13 protein-coding genes are annotated in these 15,973 nt (G+C 37.2%); 2 read left to right on the forward strand and 11 right to left on the reverse strand.

Going from position 1 to position 15,973, the window contains the following annotated elements:
- Window position 1 precedes the first annotated feature (1 nt).
- The 11 genes from rlmN to AC3WVA_RS00850 form a co-directional block, all read right to left on the reverse strand.
- The gene (gene rlmN, locus AC3WVA_RS00800; RefSeq protein ID WP_048530542.1) at window positions 2-1,090 is read right to left on the reverse strand and encodes a dual-specificity RNA methyltransferase RlmN; all 1,089 of its coding nucleotides are present in this window, start codon (window positions 1,088-1,090) and stop codon (window positions 2-4) included.
- A 4-nt stretch (window positions 1,091-1,094) separates the two neighbouring features.
- Complete coding sequence (gene rsmB / locus AC3WVA_RS00805; protein WP_492321752.1) at window positions 1,095-2,429, reverse strand: 16S rRNA (cytosine(967)-C(5))-methyltransferase RsmB; 1,335 nt, start codon at window positions 2,427-2,429, stop codon at window positions 1,095-1,097.
- Entirely contained in the window at window positions 2,426-3,370 is a 945-nt protein-coding gene (fmt, locus tag AC3WVA_RS00810; RefSeq protein WP_000598791.1) for a methionyl-tRNA formyltransferase, read from the reverse strand. The genes rsmB and fmt overlap by 4 nt, the downstream gene beginning before the upstream one ends.
- Window positions 3,371-3,393: 23 nt before the next feature.
- The gene (def, locus tag AC3WVA_RS00815; RefSeq protein ID WP_349302611.1) at window positions 3,394-3,864 is read right to left on the reverse strand and encodes a peptide deformylase; all 471 of its coding nucleotides are present in this window, start codon (window positions 3,862-3,864) and stop codon (window positions 3,394-3,396) included.
- An 11-nt stretch (window positions 3,865-3,875) separates the two neighbouring features.
- The gene (gene priA / locus AC3WVA_RS00820; RefSeq protein WP_492321753.1) at window positions 3,876-6,281 is read right to left on the reverse strand and encodes a primosomal protein N'; all 2,406 of its coding nucleotides are present in this window, start codon (window positions 6,279-6,281) and stop codon (window positions 3,876-3,878) included.
- Window positions 6,278-7,483, reverse strand: coding sequence for a bifunctional phosphopantothenoylcysteine decarboxylase/phosphopantothenate--cysteine ligase CoaBC (coaBC, locus tag AC3WVA_RS00825; RefSeq protein ID WP_098880843.1), 1,206 nt, complete (start codon window positions 7,481-7,483; stop codon window positions 6,278-6,280). Before coaBC ends, priA begins: the two co-directional genes overlap by 4 nt.
- A 172-nt stretch (window positions 7,484-7,655) precedes the next feature.
- Entirely contained in the window at window positions 7,656-7,868 is a 213-nt protein-coding gene (gene rpoZ, locus AC3WVA_RS00830; RefSeq protein WP_048530552.1) for a DNA-directed RNA polymerase subunit omega, read from the reverse strand.
- Between the two features lie 2 nt (window positions 7,869-7,870).
- Entirely contained in the window at window positions 7,871-8,488 is a 618-nt protein-coding gene (gmk, locus tag AC3WVA_RS00835) for a guanylate kinase (protein ID WP_001257740.1), read from the reverse strand.
- Window positions 8,489-8,501: 13 nt separating this feature from the next.
- Complete coding sequence (gene remA / locus AC3WVA_RS00840) at window positions 8,502-8,765, reverse strand: extracellular matrix/biofilm regulator RemA (RefSeq protein ID WP_001251456.1); 264 nt, start codon at window positions 8,763-8,765, stop codon at window positions 8,502-8,504.
- 67 nt (window positions 8,766-8,832) lie between these two features.
- On the reverse strand, window positions 8,833-9,708 hold the full coding sequence (locus AC3WVA_RS00845; protein ID WP_048530555.1) for a YicC/YloC family endoribonuclease: 876 nt from the start codon (window positions 9,706-9,708) through the stop codon (window positions 8,833-8,835).
- A gap of 99 nt (window positions 9,709-9,807) precedes the next feature.
- The gene (locus AC3WVA_RS00850; protein ID WP_071758774.1) at window positions 9,808-12,531 is read right to left on the reverse strand and encodes a calcium-translocating P-type ATPase, SERCA-type; all 2,724 of its coding nucleotides are present in this window, start codon (window positions 12,529-12,531) and stop codon (window positions 9,808-9,810) included.
- A gap of 103 nt (window positions 12,532-12,634) precedes the next feature.
- Between AC3WVA_RS00850 and AC3WVA_RS00855 the strand changes: the two genes are divergently transcribed.
- Window positions 12,635-14,344, forward strand: coding sequence for an Rqc2 family fibronectin-binding protein (locus tag AC3WVA_RS00855; protein WP_492321754.1), 1,710 nt, complete (start codon window positions 12,635-12,637; stop codon window positions 14,342-14,344).
- 496 nt (window positions 14,345-14,840) lie between these two features.
- A complete protein-coding gene (locus tag AC3WVA_RS00860) occupies window positions 14,841-15,911 on the forward strand; it encodes a M24 family metallopeptidase (protein WP_048530561.1) in 1,071 nt (356 codons plus the stop codon).
- Window positions 15,912-15,973 lie beyond the last annotated feature (62 nt).

Consider the following 15,973-nt stretch of genomic DNA (forward strand, 5'->3'; position numbering starts at 1 on the left):
GTCACCTCGTCTCTTCTTTGCGCTCCTTCGCACGCAACTGACCGCAGGCTGCATCAATATCATGACCTTGTTCACGGCGAATCGTTACATTTACTCCACGATCTTTTAACGTTTTTTCAAATAAGAAAATTTGTTCACGTGGCGTACGTACATAATCACGTTCTGGTACGTAGTTTACCGGAATTAAGTTTACATGACATTTTACACCTTTTAAGAGCGCAGCAAGCTCTTCAGCGTGCTCAACTTGGTCATTTTCTCCTCCAAATAGCCCATATTCAAAAGTAATACGACGCCCTGTTCTATTTACATAGTATTTAATAGCTTCCATTAAATCCGGAAGCTTATAAGCACGGTTAATCGGCATTAATTTTGAACGTAATTCTGAGTTTGGAGCATGCAGTGAAATCGCAAAATTAATTTGTAAGTCTTCTTCAGCGAACTTATAAATTTTCGGGATAATTCCACTTGTCGAAACTGTCATATGTCTCGCACCAATATGAAGTCCTTTTTCATGGTTAATGATGCGTAAGAATCCCATTAAATTATCGTAGTTATCAAATGGTTCTCCAATTCCCATAACAACAAGAGAACTTACACGTTCTTCTGATTCATCAAGTGCACGTTGCACTTCTACTACTTGTGCTACAATTTCTCCAGCTTCTAGGTTTCGTTTTAAACCACCAAGCGTTGAAGCACAGAACGTACATCCAATACGACAACCTACTTGCGTTGTTACACAAATTGAATTTCCATATTCATGTCGCATTAATACTGTTTCAATAGAGTATCCATCGTATAGCTGGAATAAGAATTTAATTGTTCCATCCGAAGACGTTTGTTTTACTAACGTGTTTAAAGTAGTAATATCAAAGGAATTCGACAATTTATCACGCAATCCTTTAGAAAGGTTTGACATATCCTCATAATTTTTTACACGTTTTTTATATAACCAGTCAAAAATTTGCCCAGCACGGAACTTTGGTTCTCCTTGTTCCTTTAACCACTCTTGCATTTCATGGAGTTGTAAAGAGTAAATTGATGGTTTTTTCGTTTCTAAATTTTTCTTTTGTTTTCTCACAGTCGTTTCCACGATGCTACACCTTCTTCCTTAAACAAGCAATATAAAAGCCATCTGTTGCAAAATAATGCGGTAAAATTTGTACTTGACCTTCATCAATATACGGACTTAACTTTTCTGGCATACGCTCTTTTATCGTAGTATCCCACTCAAATTCAGGATGCTCTTGTAAAAATCGCTCTATTACTTGTTCATTTTCTATTTTCTCAATTGTGCACGTACTATAAACAAGGCGACCACCTTGTTTTAATAACGGTGCAATTTTTTCTAGTATTGCAAGTTGAATCGTCGATAATCTTTCACTATCGCCTTTATCTTTACCTAACTTAATATCAGGCTTACGTCTAATTACACCAAATCCAGAGCACGGGGCATCTACTAATATTTTATCAAACGTTTCATCTGCAAAGTGCTCTTGCACTTTTCTAGCATCTAATGCCTTTGTTTCAACGTTTTCTAGACCAAGTCGCTCTGCCTGTTGTTTAATTAAACGTACTTTGTGTGCATGTAAATCAAGGGACATGACTTGACCAGTTCCTTTTAATCGCTCTGCAATATGCGTTGTTTTTCCGCCTGGAGCAGCACAACTATCAAGAACTGCATCTCCCTCATCTGGTTCTAGAGCGCGTGCTACCAGCATAGAACTTTCATCTTGAATAGAAAGAAAACCTTTTTTAAACGCATCTGTATGCGCTACATTCCCTCTTTCAATTTGAATTGCATCATCTGATAAATCGCCACGCTTCGCTTCTATACCTTCACTAGCCAATAATTTAATTGCTTCTTCTACTGTTATTTTATCAACATTTACACGCGCTGTTGGTGCAGGCGGTAACATGTTCACTTCACACATTTTCTCAGCAGTTTCTAAACCATATGCTGAAGTCCACTCTTTGACAAGCCAAATTGGATGACTTGTTGCAATTGCCAAACGTTCTACTGGATCTTTAATTTCATCTACAGAAGGTACACCTTCTCTTTGAATTGAACGTAATACACCGTTCACCATACCAGCAATGCCTTTATGCCCGCGACGTTTTGCAATTTCAACAGCTTCATGAATAGCCGCTCTTTCGGGCACTCGGTCTAAATAAATCATTTGATATAAAGATAAGCGAAGCAATACTCTTACCCACGCTTCAACCTTCTTTTTTAAAAAAGGCTGTAAATAATAATCTAATGTGTCACGACGTTGAATCGTTCCATATACGATTTCAGTTAATAAACCAATATCTTTTCTATCAATTGTACTTTTTTCAATTAGATTATTTAAAAGTAAGTTACTGTATGCACCACTTTTTTCTACTTGAATTAAACCATCAAGAGCTAATTCACGAACATTTTGTCTCATGCATTTTCTCCTAACTTCGTTCCAATTTCAGGTTTTGTGCCACGTAAAAATTGCGAACAACTCATACGCTTTTTACCAGAAGGTTGCAATTCAGTAACTTTAACACCTGTTTCATTACCTGTTGCTACAACAAAACCATCTTCTTCGATCGCAACAATCGTACCTGCTTCAGCTGATTTCGTTACAGGTACTTTTTCTCCCCACCATACTTTAACAACTTGTCCTGCTAAAGTTGTATAAGCAACTGGCCATGGATTCAATCCGCGAATGTGATTGTATACTTCTTCACCTGTTTTTGTCCAATCAATTTTCTCTTGCTCACGTTTTATATTATATGCAAACGTTACTTCTTCTTCATTTTGTTTAATTGGTTCTAACTTACCTTGAATTAGTAAAGGTACTGTTTTAGATAAAAGATGTGCCCCTGCTTCGCTTAACTTATCAAATAACGAGCCTGTCGTTTCACGCTCTTCAATTTCCACTTCTACTTGCGTTAAGATATCACCAGCATCCAACTTCTCTACCATATACATAATTGTAATACCTGTTTTTTCTTTTCCTTCCATAATTGCATAATGGATCGGTGCACCACCACGAAGTTCAGGAAGTAAAGAAGCGTGGACGTTAATACATCCATACTTCGGTGCCTCTAAAATTTCATTTGGTACAATCTGACCGAACGCAGCTGTTACAATTAAATCTGGCTCTAATGCCAATACTTTTTCATATTCGTCTTTTTCACGAATTCTTAACGGCTGTAACACTGGAATACCATGTTTTTCTGCTTCCACTTTAACAGGTGTAGGTGTTAATACCTTTTTTCTACCTACTGGACGATCTGGTTGCGTCACAACACCTATTACATCATAGCCATCTTCGATAAGACGACGAAGCACCGGCACTGAAAAGTCCGGTGTTCCCATAAATACTACTTTTATCATTTAAAAACCGCTCCTTTTAATACCTATTCTAATTCGTTTTCCTCATAATATCTTGTCACTTTCGATGTAAATAACAAACCGTGTAAATGATCGATTTCATGTTGAATTGCACGCGCTAAAAATCCTTCTGCTTCTAGTAAAAATACTTTACCTCGGCGATTTTGCGCACGTACTTTAATATAATCCGCACGTTCCACTTCACCATAAAGTCCCGGGAAGCTTAAACAGCCTTCGGGACCTACTTGTTCACCACGTTTTTCTAGTATCGATGGATTGATTAACTCGATTTTCCCACTATCATCACCGATATCAACTACCGCCACTTGCAAGCTTACACCTACTTGAGGCGCAGCTAAACCGACCCCGTCCGCAATTAACATTGTTTCATGCATATCTTTCAACAATTTCACTAACTTTTTATCAAAGTTAATTACTCTTTCACACGGTGTTTCTAACACTTCATTTGGATGCTTTACTATTTCTAAAACTGCCATATTTCCCTCCGCTACATTAACATTGTTGGATTAAAATCAATTGAGATTTGTAGCTCTTTTTGCATTTCTGCTTGATAATGTTCATTTACCATTTTGAGCACGTTCTTTAAGTTTGGTTCCCGTTTGTATTTTATCATGCATTGATAACGATATCTATCTTTTATCCTTGGAATTGCTGAAGCAACCGGTCCTAACACCATTGTTTGCTGTGAGCAGTGCGACCGTAAATGACCGACAATTTTTTCCGTCACTTGTACTGCCTTTAATAATTCTGGGTGAGATACCGTTACAAGTACGACATAGTAGTAAGGTGGATATTGCCTTGTTCGTCTCATTTGCATTTCTTGGTCAAAAAACACATCATATTGTTGGTTCTTTGCTAACTCTATACTGTAATGTTCTGGCGTATACGTTTGAATTATAACTTCCCCTGGTAATTCATGCCTGCCTGCTCGTCCGCTTACTTGCGTCAATAGCTGATAAGTCTTTTCACTCGCCCGAAAATCAGGTAAATGAAGCATTGTATCTGCAGTTAAAACCCCGACAAGCGTTACTTTAGGAAAATCTAATCCTTTTGCAATCATTTGTGTTCCAAGTAATATATCTGCTTTTTCTTCCCCGAATGCCTTTAATAATTTTTCGTGCATCCCTTTACGACTTGTCGTATCTACATCCATTCGAATGACTCGTGCCTCTGGAAATAGTTTTGTAATTTCTTCTTCTACCTTTTGTGTACCTGTACCAAAGAAACGAATATATGTACTTTGACATGCAGGACACGCAGTCGGCATATTCTCTTCGTAGCTGCAATAATGACATTTTAAACGATGGTTCATTTTATGATATGTCAGCGAGATATCACAATGCGGACATTGTACAACATACCCACAATCACGACACATAACAAATGTAGAATGACCTCTTCTATTTAAAAAGAGCACCATTTGTTCTTTCTTTTCTAACCGATCTGCTATTTTTTCATGCAGTGCCTTTGAAAACATGGAACGATTCCCGTCACGAAGTTCTTCACGCATATCAACAATCTCTACTGTCGGTAAAGCTTGTTCATTCATACGCTTTTCCATCGTCAGTAATTCATAAACACCTTTTTTCGCTCTTGCAAACGATTCAAGTGTCGGTGTCGCACTACCAAGAACGATAGGGCATTTATGATATTGCCCCCTCCACACAGCTACATCCCTTGCATGATATCTCGGATTATCTTCTTGCTTATAGCTCGATTCATGTTCCTCATCGATAATAATAATCCCTAAATTTTCAAAAGGAGCAAATACAGCTGAACGTGCACCAACTACGACTTTCACTTCTTTTCTTAAAATCTTACGCCATTCATCATATTTTTCTCCAACAGACAGCGCACTATGAAGAACTGCAACTTGCGAGCCAAATCTACCTTTAAAACGATCTACCATCTGAGGCGTTAGCGCAATTTCAGGAACAAGCACAATAGCTTCTTTTCCTTTCTTGAGCACCGCTGCTATAGATTGTAAGTATACTTCTGTTTTTCCACTTCCTGTAACACCATATAGTAAAAATGGATTGTAAGTTTCATTTGTAATTGATAATAAAATTGGTGCAATAACTTGCTGTTGTTCCTCCGTAAGCGGGAATGGTTTCGTTTGTTCGAAATCATCATCGTCATACGGATTTCGGTACACTTCCACATATTTTTCTGAAATTAGCCCCTTTTTAACAAGTGCTTTAATCGGAGCATCAGTTATTTGCAACTCTTCTGTTATCACTTTCAACGGGACACTTTTATAATTTTCCACAAAATAATAGAGTACATCTTGTTGTTTTTTACTTTTCAGTTCAAATGCTGCTAATTCTAATTTATCTTCTGGCAACTCCGGTTGCACGACTCTTTGTTTCTTCTTTTGCACTTTATCTTTTACTTGATAAACAACTTCAATCGTGCCATGTTTAATTTCTTGTTGAATCGTACGATATAGATGTGGCTGCGTCTCAATCGCTTCCCAATCTATCGCTTCTTTGTCCTGAAATAAAAACAGTAGTTCAGGTGCTACTTCTTCTTGCTTTCGAAGTTGTAAACGCTTTTTATACGTTGCTTTTATCGCCGTTGGAAGCATGACTTGAAAAGCTGAAATCATATAACATAACGTTTCACTCGTAAGCCAATACCCAAGCTTTAATAACTCCTCGTTTATAACCGGTGTTACATCTAATATTTCATGGATTGCCTTTAACTTTTTACTTTCTACTTCAGCCGAATCTTTGATCCCAATAATAAAACCTTGCAATTTCCTTGGACCAAATGGAACTACTACACGCATACCTGTCTGGACAATATCTTCCCACTTTTTAGGGATAATATAATCAAATGGTCGATCTGTCTGACGTGCAGGTACATCAACAATTACACTTGCAAATTTCATAGACGATCATCTTCTAACATCATTTCAATTTGCTTTAATATTTCACGAGCAACCTCTTTCTTCGTTAAAAGTGGCAACTCTATAGCTTCTCCATCTTTTTTATACATTGTTACAATGTTCGTATCTGTACCAAATCCAGCTCCTTGTGCCTTTACATCATTGGCAACAATCATATTCGCATTTTTCTCACGTAATTTCTTCGTTGCATATTCCTCTACGTTTGTCGTTTCTGCTGCAAAACCGATAAGTAACTGTTTCTCTTTTATTTCACCTAATGTTTTTAAAATATCTACTGTTCTCTCGAGTTCAATTACAGCATCGCCATTTTTCTTTTTCATTTTATTATCATGAACATATTTCGGGCGATAGTCTGCAACTGCTGCTGTTTTAATAACAACATCTACGTTTGAATAATGTTGCAGAACTGTCTCTAGCATATCTTGTGCAGATTCCACTTGTACTGTAGTTACATGTAATGGTGGATTTAACGCTGTCGGTCCCGAAACGAGTATGACATCAGCCCCTAAGTTCGCTGCCACTTCCGCAATCGCATATCCCATTTTTCCCGAAGAAAAATTGGTCATAAAACGTACTGGATCAATCTTTTCACGAGTTGGACCAGCCGTTATTAATATTCTTTTTCCTTGCAATGGTTTTTGTTCTGAAAAAGCCTCTTCTAACCGTGCAATGATCGCTTCAGGTTCTTCTAATCTTCCCTTCGCTACATAACCACACGCTAAAAAACCTTCTCCAGGCTCAATAAATGTATATCCTAACGTTTTTAACGTCATCATATTTTTTTGAACAATTTTATTTTCATACATATGCACATTCATAGCAGGTGCAATCCACACCGGAGCTGTAGTAGCTAACAAAGTAGTTGTAATCATATCATCTGCAATACCGTTAGCTAACTTTCCAATACAATTTGCTGTAGCAGGTGCAACAAGTACAACGTCTGCCCAATCTGCTAAATCGATATGAGCAATAACAGCTGAATCTTTCTCATCGAATGTATCCGTATATACATCATGGCGAGAAAGTGCTTGGAATGTAAGAGGTGTAACAAACTTCATTGCCGACTCACTCATCATTACTTTTACAATGGCTCCAGCTTGTGTCAATTTACTCGTTAACGCAGCCGCTTTAAAGACCGCAATGCCTCCTGTTACACATAGAAGTATCTTTTTCCCTTTTAGCATATGGCTCGTCCTCTTTCTTTTTCAAACTTATCATACTGAAACAATATTCTCAGCTCATCAGTACCAATATTTCTTCCCTACCGTAAAAAAATAACAACCTACTTGTAAATAGGTTGTTACCGTTACATAGAAAATTATAAAGTCTATGTTCTAAATTGTCGAAGACAAAGTCTTATTCAGTTACTTTATCTTCGCTTGGTACGTAGCTTAACGCTTCTACATCGATTTCTTCCAATGCTTTACCCACACATTTATGAGAAACAGGTTGTTCAATAACACAGTTATTAGCAAGTTGCATTTCACGCGCACGTTTTGCAGCTACTGTTACAAGTGTATATTTAGAATCGATTTTTGTTAATAATGAATCAATTGATGGATTTAACATAATTATAGACCCTCCGTCATTTCTTTATAATATTTTGCTACTCTTTCGCGGCGGCAATGTTCGCCAACCACAATTGCTTTAATTCTTTCACAAGCTAATTCAACTTGATCGTTTTCTACAACATAGTCGTAAGCGTCCATCATTTCAATTTCTTCTTTCGCTACCGTTAAACGATTTTCAATAACATCTTCAGTTTCTGTACCACGACCGACAATTCGGTTCTTTAGTTCAGATAAACTTGGAGGTGCTAAGAAAATGAATACACCTTCTGGGAAAGCTTTCTTAACTTGAATTGCTCCTTGCACTTCAATTTCTAAGAATACATCTTTTCCTTCTTGTAATGTTTTTTCAACATAGTCAATCGGTGTTCCGTAATAATTACCTACGAACTCAGCCCACTCAAGTAATTTTTCATTACGAATCATTTCCTCAAACTCTTCTCTCTCTTTAAAGAAATAATCCACACCATCCACTTCACCTTCACGTGGCTTACGTGTCGTTACTGAAATGGAGTACTGAAAACGTGTATCCTCATGACTAAACAGCTCTTTTCGAACCGTTCCTTTACCAACCCCAGAAGGTCCTGAAAGAACGATGAGCAATCCTCTTCTACTTCTCATAAATATGTAAAACCTACCCTTCCTCACTTAAATCTTCTTTATTATTCAAACGATGTGCAATCGTCTCTGGCTGAATTGGACTTAATACTACATGCCCATCATCCATAACAATAACCGCCCTTGTTTTTCTCCCATACGTAGCATCAAGCAAAGCATTATGTTCGCGTGCTTCCTGTACTGTTCGTTTAATAGGAGCTGACTCCGGACTTACAATAGCAATAATTCGATGAGCAGATACAATATTTCCGTATCCAATATTTAAAAACCGCATGGCCATAGTTTGCGCCTCCTAGTAAGTCTATCCGATTTCTCCACCACGTATAACTTTATATATTTTTTGAAAGCTACTCAATATTTTGTACTTGTTCACGAATTTTTTCAAGGTTATTTTTCATTTCTACAACATATTTTGAAATTGTTAAGTCATTTGCCTTAGAACCAATCGTATTAATTTCTCTATGCATCTCTTGCACGATGAAATCCATTTTTCTTCCAACAGGCTCTTCAATCTGCAGTGTTTCACGAAATTGCTCTAAATGACTTTGCAAACGAACTAACTCTTCGTGAATGTCACAACGCTCAGCAAAGATTGCAACTTCTGTTAACAATCTTTGTTCATCTAACTCTTGATTATGTAATTCTTTTAAGCGATTTTCTAATCGTTCACGATATTTTTGTGTAACAATTGGTGCATGCGGAATAATTGCATTTACACAATTGTGAATCTCTTGTAAACGATACGCTATATCTTTATGTAATCGTTCTCCTTCGCCATCTCTCATCGTTTTTAACATATGAGCAGCTTGGCGAACAGCCTCATATAAACTGTTCTCAAATTGTTCATTTACATTTTCTACTTCCTCAATCGCTGTTACTTCTGGCATTGCCATTAATTGCTGAAGTGTAATAGAATCTTGTAATTGAAATTTTCCTTTTATATCTTTCATAATCGATTGGTACTGCTCAAGAAGCGACCAATTCACACTTAATTTTCTTTCAACAAGCCCTTCACCCGTTATACTAATAGACACTTCAATGCGTCCACGTCGAACTTGTTCTGCAATTATTTTACGAATTTTGTCTTCAAATACCATCATCTGCTTCGGAAGTCGAATACTCATCTCTAGAAAACGGTGATTCACCGATTTCATTTCTACTGTAATTTGAAAAGTATCAGTTTCTACTTTCGACCTTCCAAATCCTGTCATACTACAAATCATTTTTATCACATCCAAGCCATGAAATAACTCAATGAAAAAGGTAATAGAGACAAGGCTCTACTACCTTCTGTAAATTATATCACATTTTCATATCATTGACTATTTCAAGTTTAATCCCTTCTTATATAATACTGGCTTTTCCTTCTTCCCCTTTTTCCCCGTTAACAAAGAACCTACTAGTAAGAAGGTCGGAATTGATGATAAACCGCCAATTAACAACCAGTCTCTTGCTTGTATTGGCATCGTACTAAAGATCGGTTGTAGCGGTGGATAATATATAACTACTAGCATGAGTAGTAATGAAATGATAACCGCCCCAACTAAATACACATTTCCAAACGGATTACGATGGAAAACAGAATGCTCACTTCGGCAATCAAATACATGAATAAGCTGAGCCAGTACCAACGTTGCAAACGCTACAGTTTGTGCATATTTCAGTTCATTTGGATGTTGATTATATGCGATAATAAACGCTACTAAAGTCACTGCTCCTATTAGAAAACCACGACTTATAATTTTCCAGGCAAGCCCTCTAGCAAATACTCCTTCTTTCGGATGACGCGGCGTTCTCTTCATCACGTCTCCTTCGGCCTTATCTAAACCTAATGCCATCGCCGGTAAACCATCCGTAACTAAGTTCACCCATAAAATTTGAATTGGAACCATCGGCAGCGGTAGTGCAAGTAACATTGCAAATAACATGACTAAAATTTCTCCTACGTTCGATGCTAATAAATAACGAATAAACTTACGTATGTTCTCGTATATATTTCTACCTTCTTTAATTGCTGATTTAATCGTAGCAAAATTGTCGTCCAGCAATACAAGAGAAGAAGCTTCTTTCGCAACGTCTGTCCCTGTAATTCCCATCGCTATTCCAATATCCGCTGTTTTTATAGCTGGAGCATCGTTCACACCATCGCCTGTCATCGCTACTATATGCCCTTTATTTTGCAACGCTTTAACAATTTTTAATTTATGTTCTGGTGATACACGAGCAAATACATACGTATCTTCTACAACATTTTCTAATTCTCCTACATCCATATTTGCAAGCTCTACTCCTTCAACAACACGTCCACCTGGTGGTAAAACCCCTAATTGTTCTGCAATGGCCATTGCAGTCACTTTATGGTCCCCTGTAATCATAACTGTTCGAATACCAGCTTCTCTGCACTCTTTTACAGCCTGCTCTACCTCTGGTCTTGGCGGATCAATCATTCCTTGTATCCCAACCAACATAAAATCCTTTTCAACGTCTCTTTCATGTTCAATAGAATCTGTTATTTTTAAAGGCTTAAAGGCAACTGCAATTGTTCGAAGCGCTTGACTACCTAAGCTATGAATAGCCGCCTGTACTTCCTTTCTATACAACTCACTTAACGGTTGTTGCTTATCCCCCCACAAAATTGTTTGGCTCATTTGCAAGAGGACATCTGGTGCTCCCTTCGTAACAAGAAACTTTTTCCCTTCTCTATCTCGCACAATAACACTCATCATTTTTCGAGTTGAATCAAACGGAAACTCACGAATAATTTCAAATTTCCCTTTCAGTGCCTCACGCGTTATCCCCGCTTTCATTGCTGCAGCTACAAGCGCTCCCTCAGTTGGATCTCCATCTAATACATATGCCTTTTTCTTTTGAATAATATTTGCGTTATTACATAGTGAACCAAATGTAAGTAGTTGATAAAGTGCTTTCGTCTTAGCTGGATTAATTTCTTTTTCACCTTTCACAAAAGAGCCATTAGGTTCATACCCTTGACCTGTTACTTTCCACAACTCTCCACCTGACCACATATGTGTTACCATCATTTTGTTTTGCGTCATCGTTCCTGTTTTATCAGAGCATATAACGGAAGCACAACCTAACGTTTCTACTGCTGGCAACTTCCTTACAATTGCTCTCTTTTTAATCATACGCTGTACACCAAGCGATAAAGCTACTGTAACAATTGCTGGTAATCCTTCTGGAATAGCAGCAACGGCTAGTGACACGCCTGCTAAAAACATGTGATACACTTCATTCCCTTGATACACACCAGCTAATACGACAAGCGCTGTCAAAACAAGAGCCACTATAATTAATATTTTTCCAAGTTGCTCTAATCTTCTTTGCAGTGGTGTTTCCATTTGCTCTGCATTTTGTAACATATTTGCAATTTGGCCCATCGCTGTATTCATACCAGTTGCTACAACGACTCCTGTTCCAGCTCCCCGTGTAATCATCGTACCCATAAAAGCCATATTTTTTTGATCACCAATTGAAACATCTTGCCCTTGCAATGCTTCTACTTTTTTCTGCACCGGTACTGACTCTCCTGTCAAAGCTGATTCTTCGATATATAAACTCGATGCCTCAACAAGACGTACATCAGCACCAATTCGATCGCCACTAGAAAATTTAATAACATCACCTAAAACGAGTGCTTTAGACGGTGCCTTTACCCACTTTCCATTCCGCAGTACAGTAACTTGCGGGGCGGCTAACTCTTTTAAAGCTTCCAATGACTTTTCAGCCTTTCTTTCTTGGAAAAAGCCGAGAATACCGTTGATAATAACAATTGCAACAATCGCAATCGAATCAATGTATTCCCCTAAAAAAGCCGAAACGATTGTTGCACCAAACAAAACAAGTACCATGAAATCTTTAAATTGCGCTAAAAAGACCATTAGTGCAGAAGGCCTTTTCGCTTCATCTAATTCATTTGTACCAAATTTCTTTATTCGCCCTTCTGCTTCTTTCTCTGTAAGTCCAACCTTCACATTCGTATTCGTTCTTTCTTCCACTTCATGTGCGCGCATTCCATACCAATTCATCCTGCTATCGACCTCCTGATTCCAGACATACTCTATTGAAAGCTTATTCAGCCTCGTCCAAAAAAATGCTATAATTAACTTTTAGTTAGAAAGGAGTGTTTTTATGGCATTCGATGGATTATTTACAAGAGCAATTACACATGAAATTGCAAATTCTCTTTACACGGGGAGAATTTCAAAAATATATCAACCTTCAAAATATGAGATTTTATTACATATTCGAGCAAACGGAAAAAATCAAAAACTGATTCTTTCCGCTCATCCGACATATGCACGTTTACACTTAACAAATCAAAATTATGATTCACCTGCACTTCCGCCAATGTTTTGCATGCTTCTTCGTAAGCATTTAGAAGGTGGATTCATTGAAAAAATTGAACAAATTGATTTAGAACGTATTATTCAAATTACTGTGCGAAGCAGAAATGAAATTGGTGATGAATCACTAAAAACATTAGCGATTGAAATAATGGGACGACATAGTAACATCATTTTAGTAGACACAAAAACAAACAATATTTTAGATAGCTTAAAACACGTTTCTTTAGCCGTAAACCGACATCGAACGGTATACGCTGGAGCTGAATATGTTGCGCCACCAGCACAACATAAAATGAATCCACTTCAGATTGAAACAAATGAGGAATTTATTAGACCACTGGACTTTCTATCTGGAAACATGGATAAACAGCTTGTCGGCACCTTTACGGGAATATCACCATTATTCGCGAAGGAAGTAGTGAAAAAAGCTGGTATGGTAAATGAAAAAGCATTAGCTGATGCATTTTTCTCCATACAAAAACCATTATTAACTCATACATATTCACCAACGATGACTACTTCAAATGGGAAAGAATTCTTCTACCTTTTCCCTCTTGCACACTTGCAAGGGGAAAACAAGACGTTCTCATCTGTTAGTGAATTGCTAGACCGGTTCTTTTTCGGAAAAGCAGAGCGCGACCGTGTAAAACAACAAGCCCATGATTTAGAGCGCTTTATGCAAAACGAAAAAAATAAAAATGAGAAAAAACTCATTAAACTAGAAAAAACATTACAAGATGCTGGAAAAGCAGATAGATATCAACTATTTGGTGAACTACTTACAGCCAATATGTACGCTTTGAAAAAAGGTGATAAAGATATTGAAGTCGTTAACTATTACGATGAGAATGGTGGAACTGTAAAGATCACATTAGATCCTTTAAAAACGCCATCTGACAATGCACAACGCTATTTCCAAAAGTATCAAAAAGCGAAAAATTCAGTTGTTGTTGTAGAAGAACAAATCGCAAAAACAAATGAAGAAATTCTTTACTTTGATAGCTTACTTCAACAAATGGAAGCTGCTTCTTCAAAAGATATTGAAGAAATCCGAGAGGAATTAGCTGAAGAAGGTTATATGCGCAATCGTAAAACGAAAAACGCAAAGAAAAAGCCTACTAAACCAGTATTAGATAAATATGTAGCAAGTGATGGCACAGAGATTTTCGTTGGTAAAAACAATAAACAAAATGATTATTTAACAACGAAATTTGCCCGCCGCGATGAAATTTGGTTACATACGAAAGACATACCTGGTTCTCACGTTGTCATTCGTTCTTTAGAGCCTGCTGAAGAAACTTTACTAGAAGCTGCCAAGATTGCTGCCTATTACAGTAAAGCAAAAGAGTCTAGCTCTGTACCTGTTGATTTCACCAAAATACGCCATGTTAAAAAACCGAGTGGTGCAAAACTTGGTTTTGTTACGTATGACAATCAGCAAACTATTTATGTAACACCAGATGCTGATACTGTAATGAAATTAAAAGCATAAATACAAAAATGCGTTGCTTATAAGCAACGCATTTTTTATATGTTTTCAATTTAGTTGCTATATCCATTCCATATTATCAAAAAAATTGACAGTTTTATTTCACATTTGTATAAAAATTTTTACACCCTGTAAATAACGTACAAGTGCAACTCCAATCAATATTTTTTCATCCCCCTGTTATTTATTGGAGCAATTTGGATTTTATGAACAAACCGTCTCCCACAAATTGCAGACTATATTTTTATCCCGCTTTAATGAGCAGTAAGACCTCCACCTCAAAATTCAGCGAAAGCAAAGAATTTAGGTGGGGGTCGGGCTGCCCATTAAAGTCCGATTGGTGAGGGCTGATAATCAGCGAGGGGTGAAGAAAACCCCCACTGATTAAAGTTTCACTTTATCTCCCCTAAAATATATGTTGTCCCTACTATCTTTTCTTCAAATATACATTTTGGCACAATATTTGCTTTATTCAATACTGTGAATAGGGGGAATTAACATGACTTTAAAAATTAATAAAATCCAAAATCAACTACAAAACTATGAAATTGACGGATTACTGATTACAAAAAAAGAAAATCGCCAATATGCAACTGGCTTTACAGGTAGCGCTGGCGTCGTCTTACTCTCTGCGGATAAGGCTGTTTTTATAACTGACTTTCGCTATGTAGATCAAGCGAAATCACAAATAAAAGATGCTGAAATTATTATGCATAAAGGAAATTTAGAAAAAGAAATTGCAAATCAAGTATCGAAATTAAACATTCAAAAACTCGGAATTGAAGAAAACAACATGACTTTGCAACAATATAAAAACTTACAAAAATACGTACATGCGGAAATGGTTCAAGTGTGCGAAATCATCGAAAATATTCGTATTATTAAAGACACGCCTGAAATAGAAACAATGAAAATCGCAGCTAATATTGCTGACGAAGCATTTCACCACATCCTTACGTTTCTAAAACCAGGGATAAGTGAAAATGATGTACGAGATGAGTTAGAATTTTTCATGCGAAAAAAAGGGGCTACATCCTCTTCCTTCCAAATCATTGTAGCTTCTGGCGTTCGTTCTTCACTTCCTCATGGAGTTGCATCAAATAAAATAATCGAACGAGGCGACGTCGTTACATTAGACTTCGGTGCACTTTACGACGGATATTGTTCCGATATTACACGTACTGTAGCAATCGGAGAACCATCAGAAGAATTCAAAAAGATATACAATATTGTACGAGAAGCGTTAAAACGTGGGACGGAAGCAATTAAACCTGGGGAAACTGCGAAAAGTATCGATGATATAACGAGAGATTACATTACTGAGCATGGATACGGCCAATATTTTGGACACTCTACTGGTCATGGTCTTGGGTTAGAAATACATGAACCACTTCGCCTATCCCAAGAAAGTAAGGCTACTTTAGAAGAAGGTATGGTTGTTACAGTTGAACCTGGTATTTATATACCAAACTGGGGCGGTTGTAGAATTGAAGATGATATCGTCATTACAAAAGATGGATATGAAGTGATTACAAAATCAAATCGAGAACTAATTGTTATTCCTTGTTGAAATCACGACTTTTTTTAAAGGAGTTTTTCGTTGCACATAGAATTCTTTCTCTGGAGTCATCG

This window comes from Bacillus sp. EB106-04-02-XG92 (assembly GCF_058791995.1).

Excerpts from the sequence above, each read along its gene's own strand:
- rsmB (WP_492321752.1), bottom strand. The coding sequence starts at position 2,429 with ATGAGACAAAATGTTCGTGAATTAGCTCTTGATGGTTTAATTCAAGTA.
- fmt (WP_000598791.1), bottom strand. The coding sequence starts at position 3,370 with ATGATAAAAGTAGTATTTATGGGAACACCGGACTTTTCAGTGCCGGTG.
- def (WP_349302611.1), bottom strand. The coding sequence starts at position 3,864 with ATGGCAGTTTTAGAAATAGTAAAGCATCCAAATGAAGTGTTAGAAACA.
- priA (WP_492321753.1), bottom strand. The coding sequence starts at position 6,281 with ATGAAATTTGCAAGTGTAATTGTTGATGTACCTGCACGTCAGACAGAT.
- coaBC (WP_098880843.1), bottom strand. The coding sequence starts at position 7,483 with ATGCTAAAAGGGAAAAAGATACTTCTATGTGTAACAGGAGGCATTGCG.
- rpoZ (WP_048530552.1), bottom strand. The coding sequence starts at position 7,868 with ATGTTAAATCCATCAATTGATTCATTATTAACAAAAATCGATTCTAAA.
- gmk (WP_001257740.1), bottom strand. The coding sequence starts at position 8,488 with ATGAGAAGTAGAAGAGGATTGCTCATCGTTCTTTCAGGACCTTCTGGG.
- remA (WP_001251456.1), bottom strand. The coding sequence starts at position 8,765 with ATGGCCATGCGGTTTTTAAATATTGGATACGGAAATATTGTATCTGCT.
- AC3WVA_RS00845 (WP_048530555.1), bottom strand. The coding sequence starts at position 9,708 with ATGATTTGTAGTATGACAGGATTTGGAAGGTCGAAAGTAGAAACTGAT.
- AC3WVA_RS00850 (WP_071758774.1), bottom strand. The coding sequence starts at position 12,531 with ATGAATTGGTATGGAATGCGCGCACATGAAGTGGAAGAAAGAACGAAT.
- AC3WVA_RS00855 (WP_492321754.1), top strand. The coding sequence starts at position 12,635 with ATGGCATTCGATGGATTATTTACAAGAGCAATTACACATGAAATTGCA.
- AC3WVA_RS00860 (WP_048530561.1), top strand. The coding sequence starts at position 14,841 with ATGACTTTAAAAATTAATAAAATCCAAAATCAACTACAAAACTATGAA.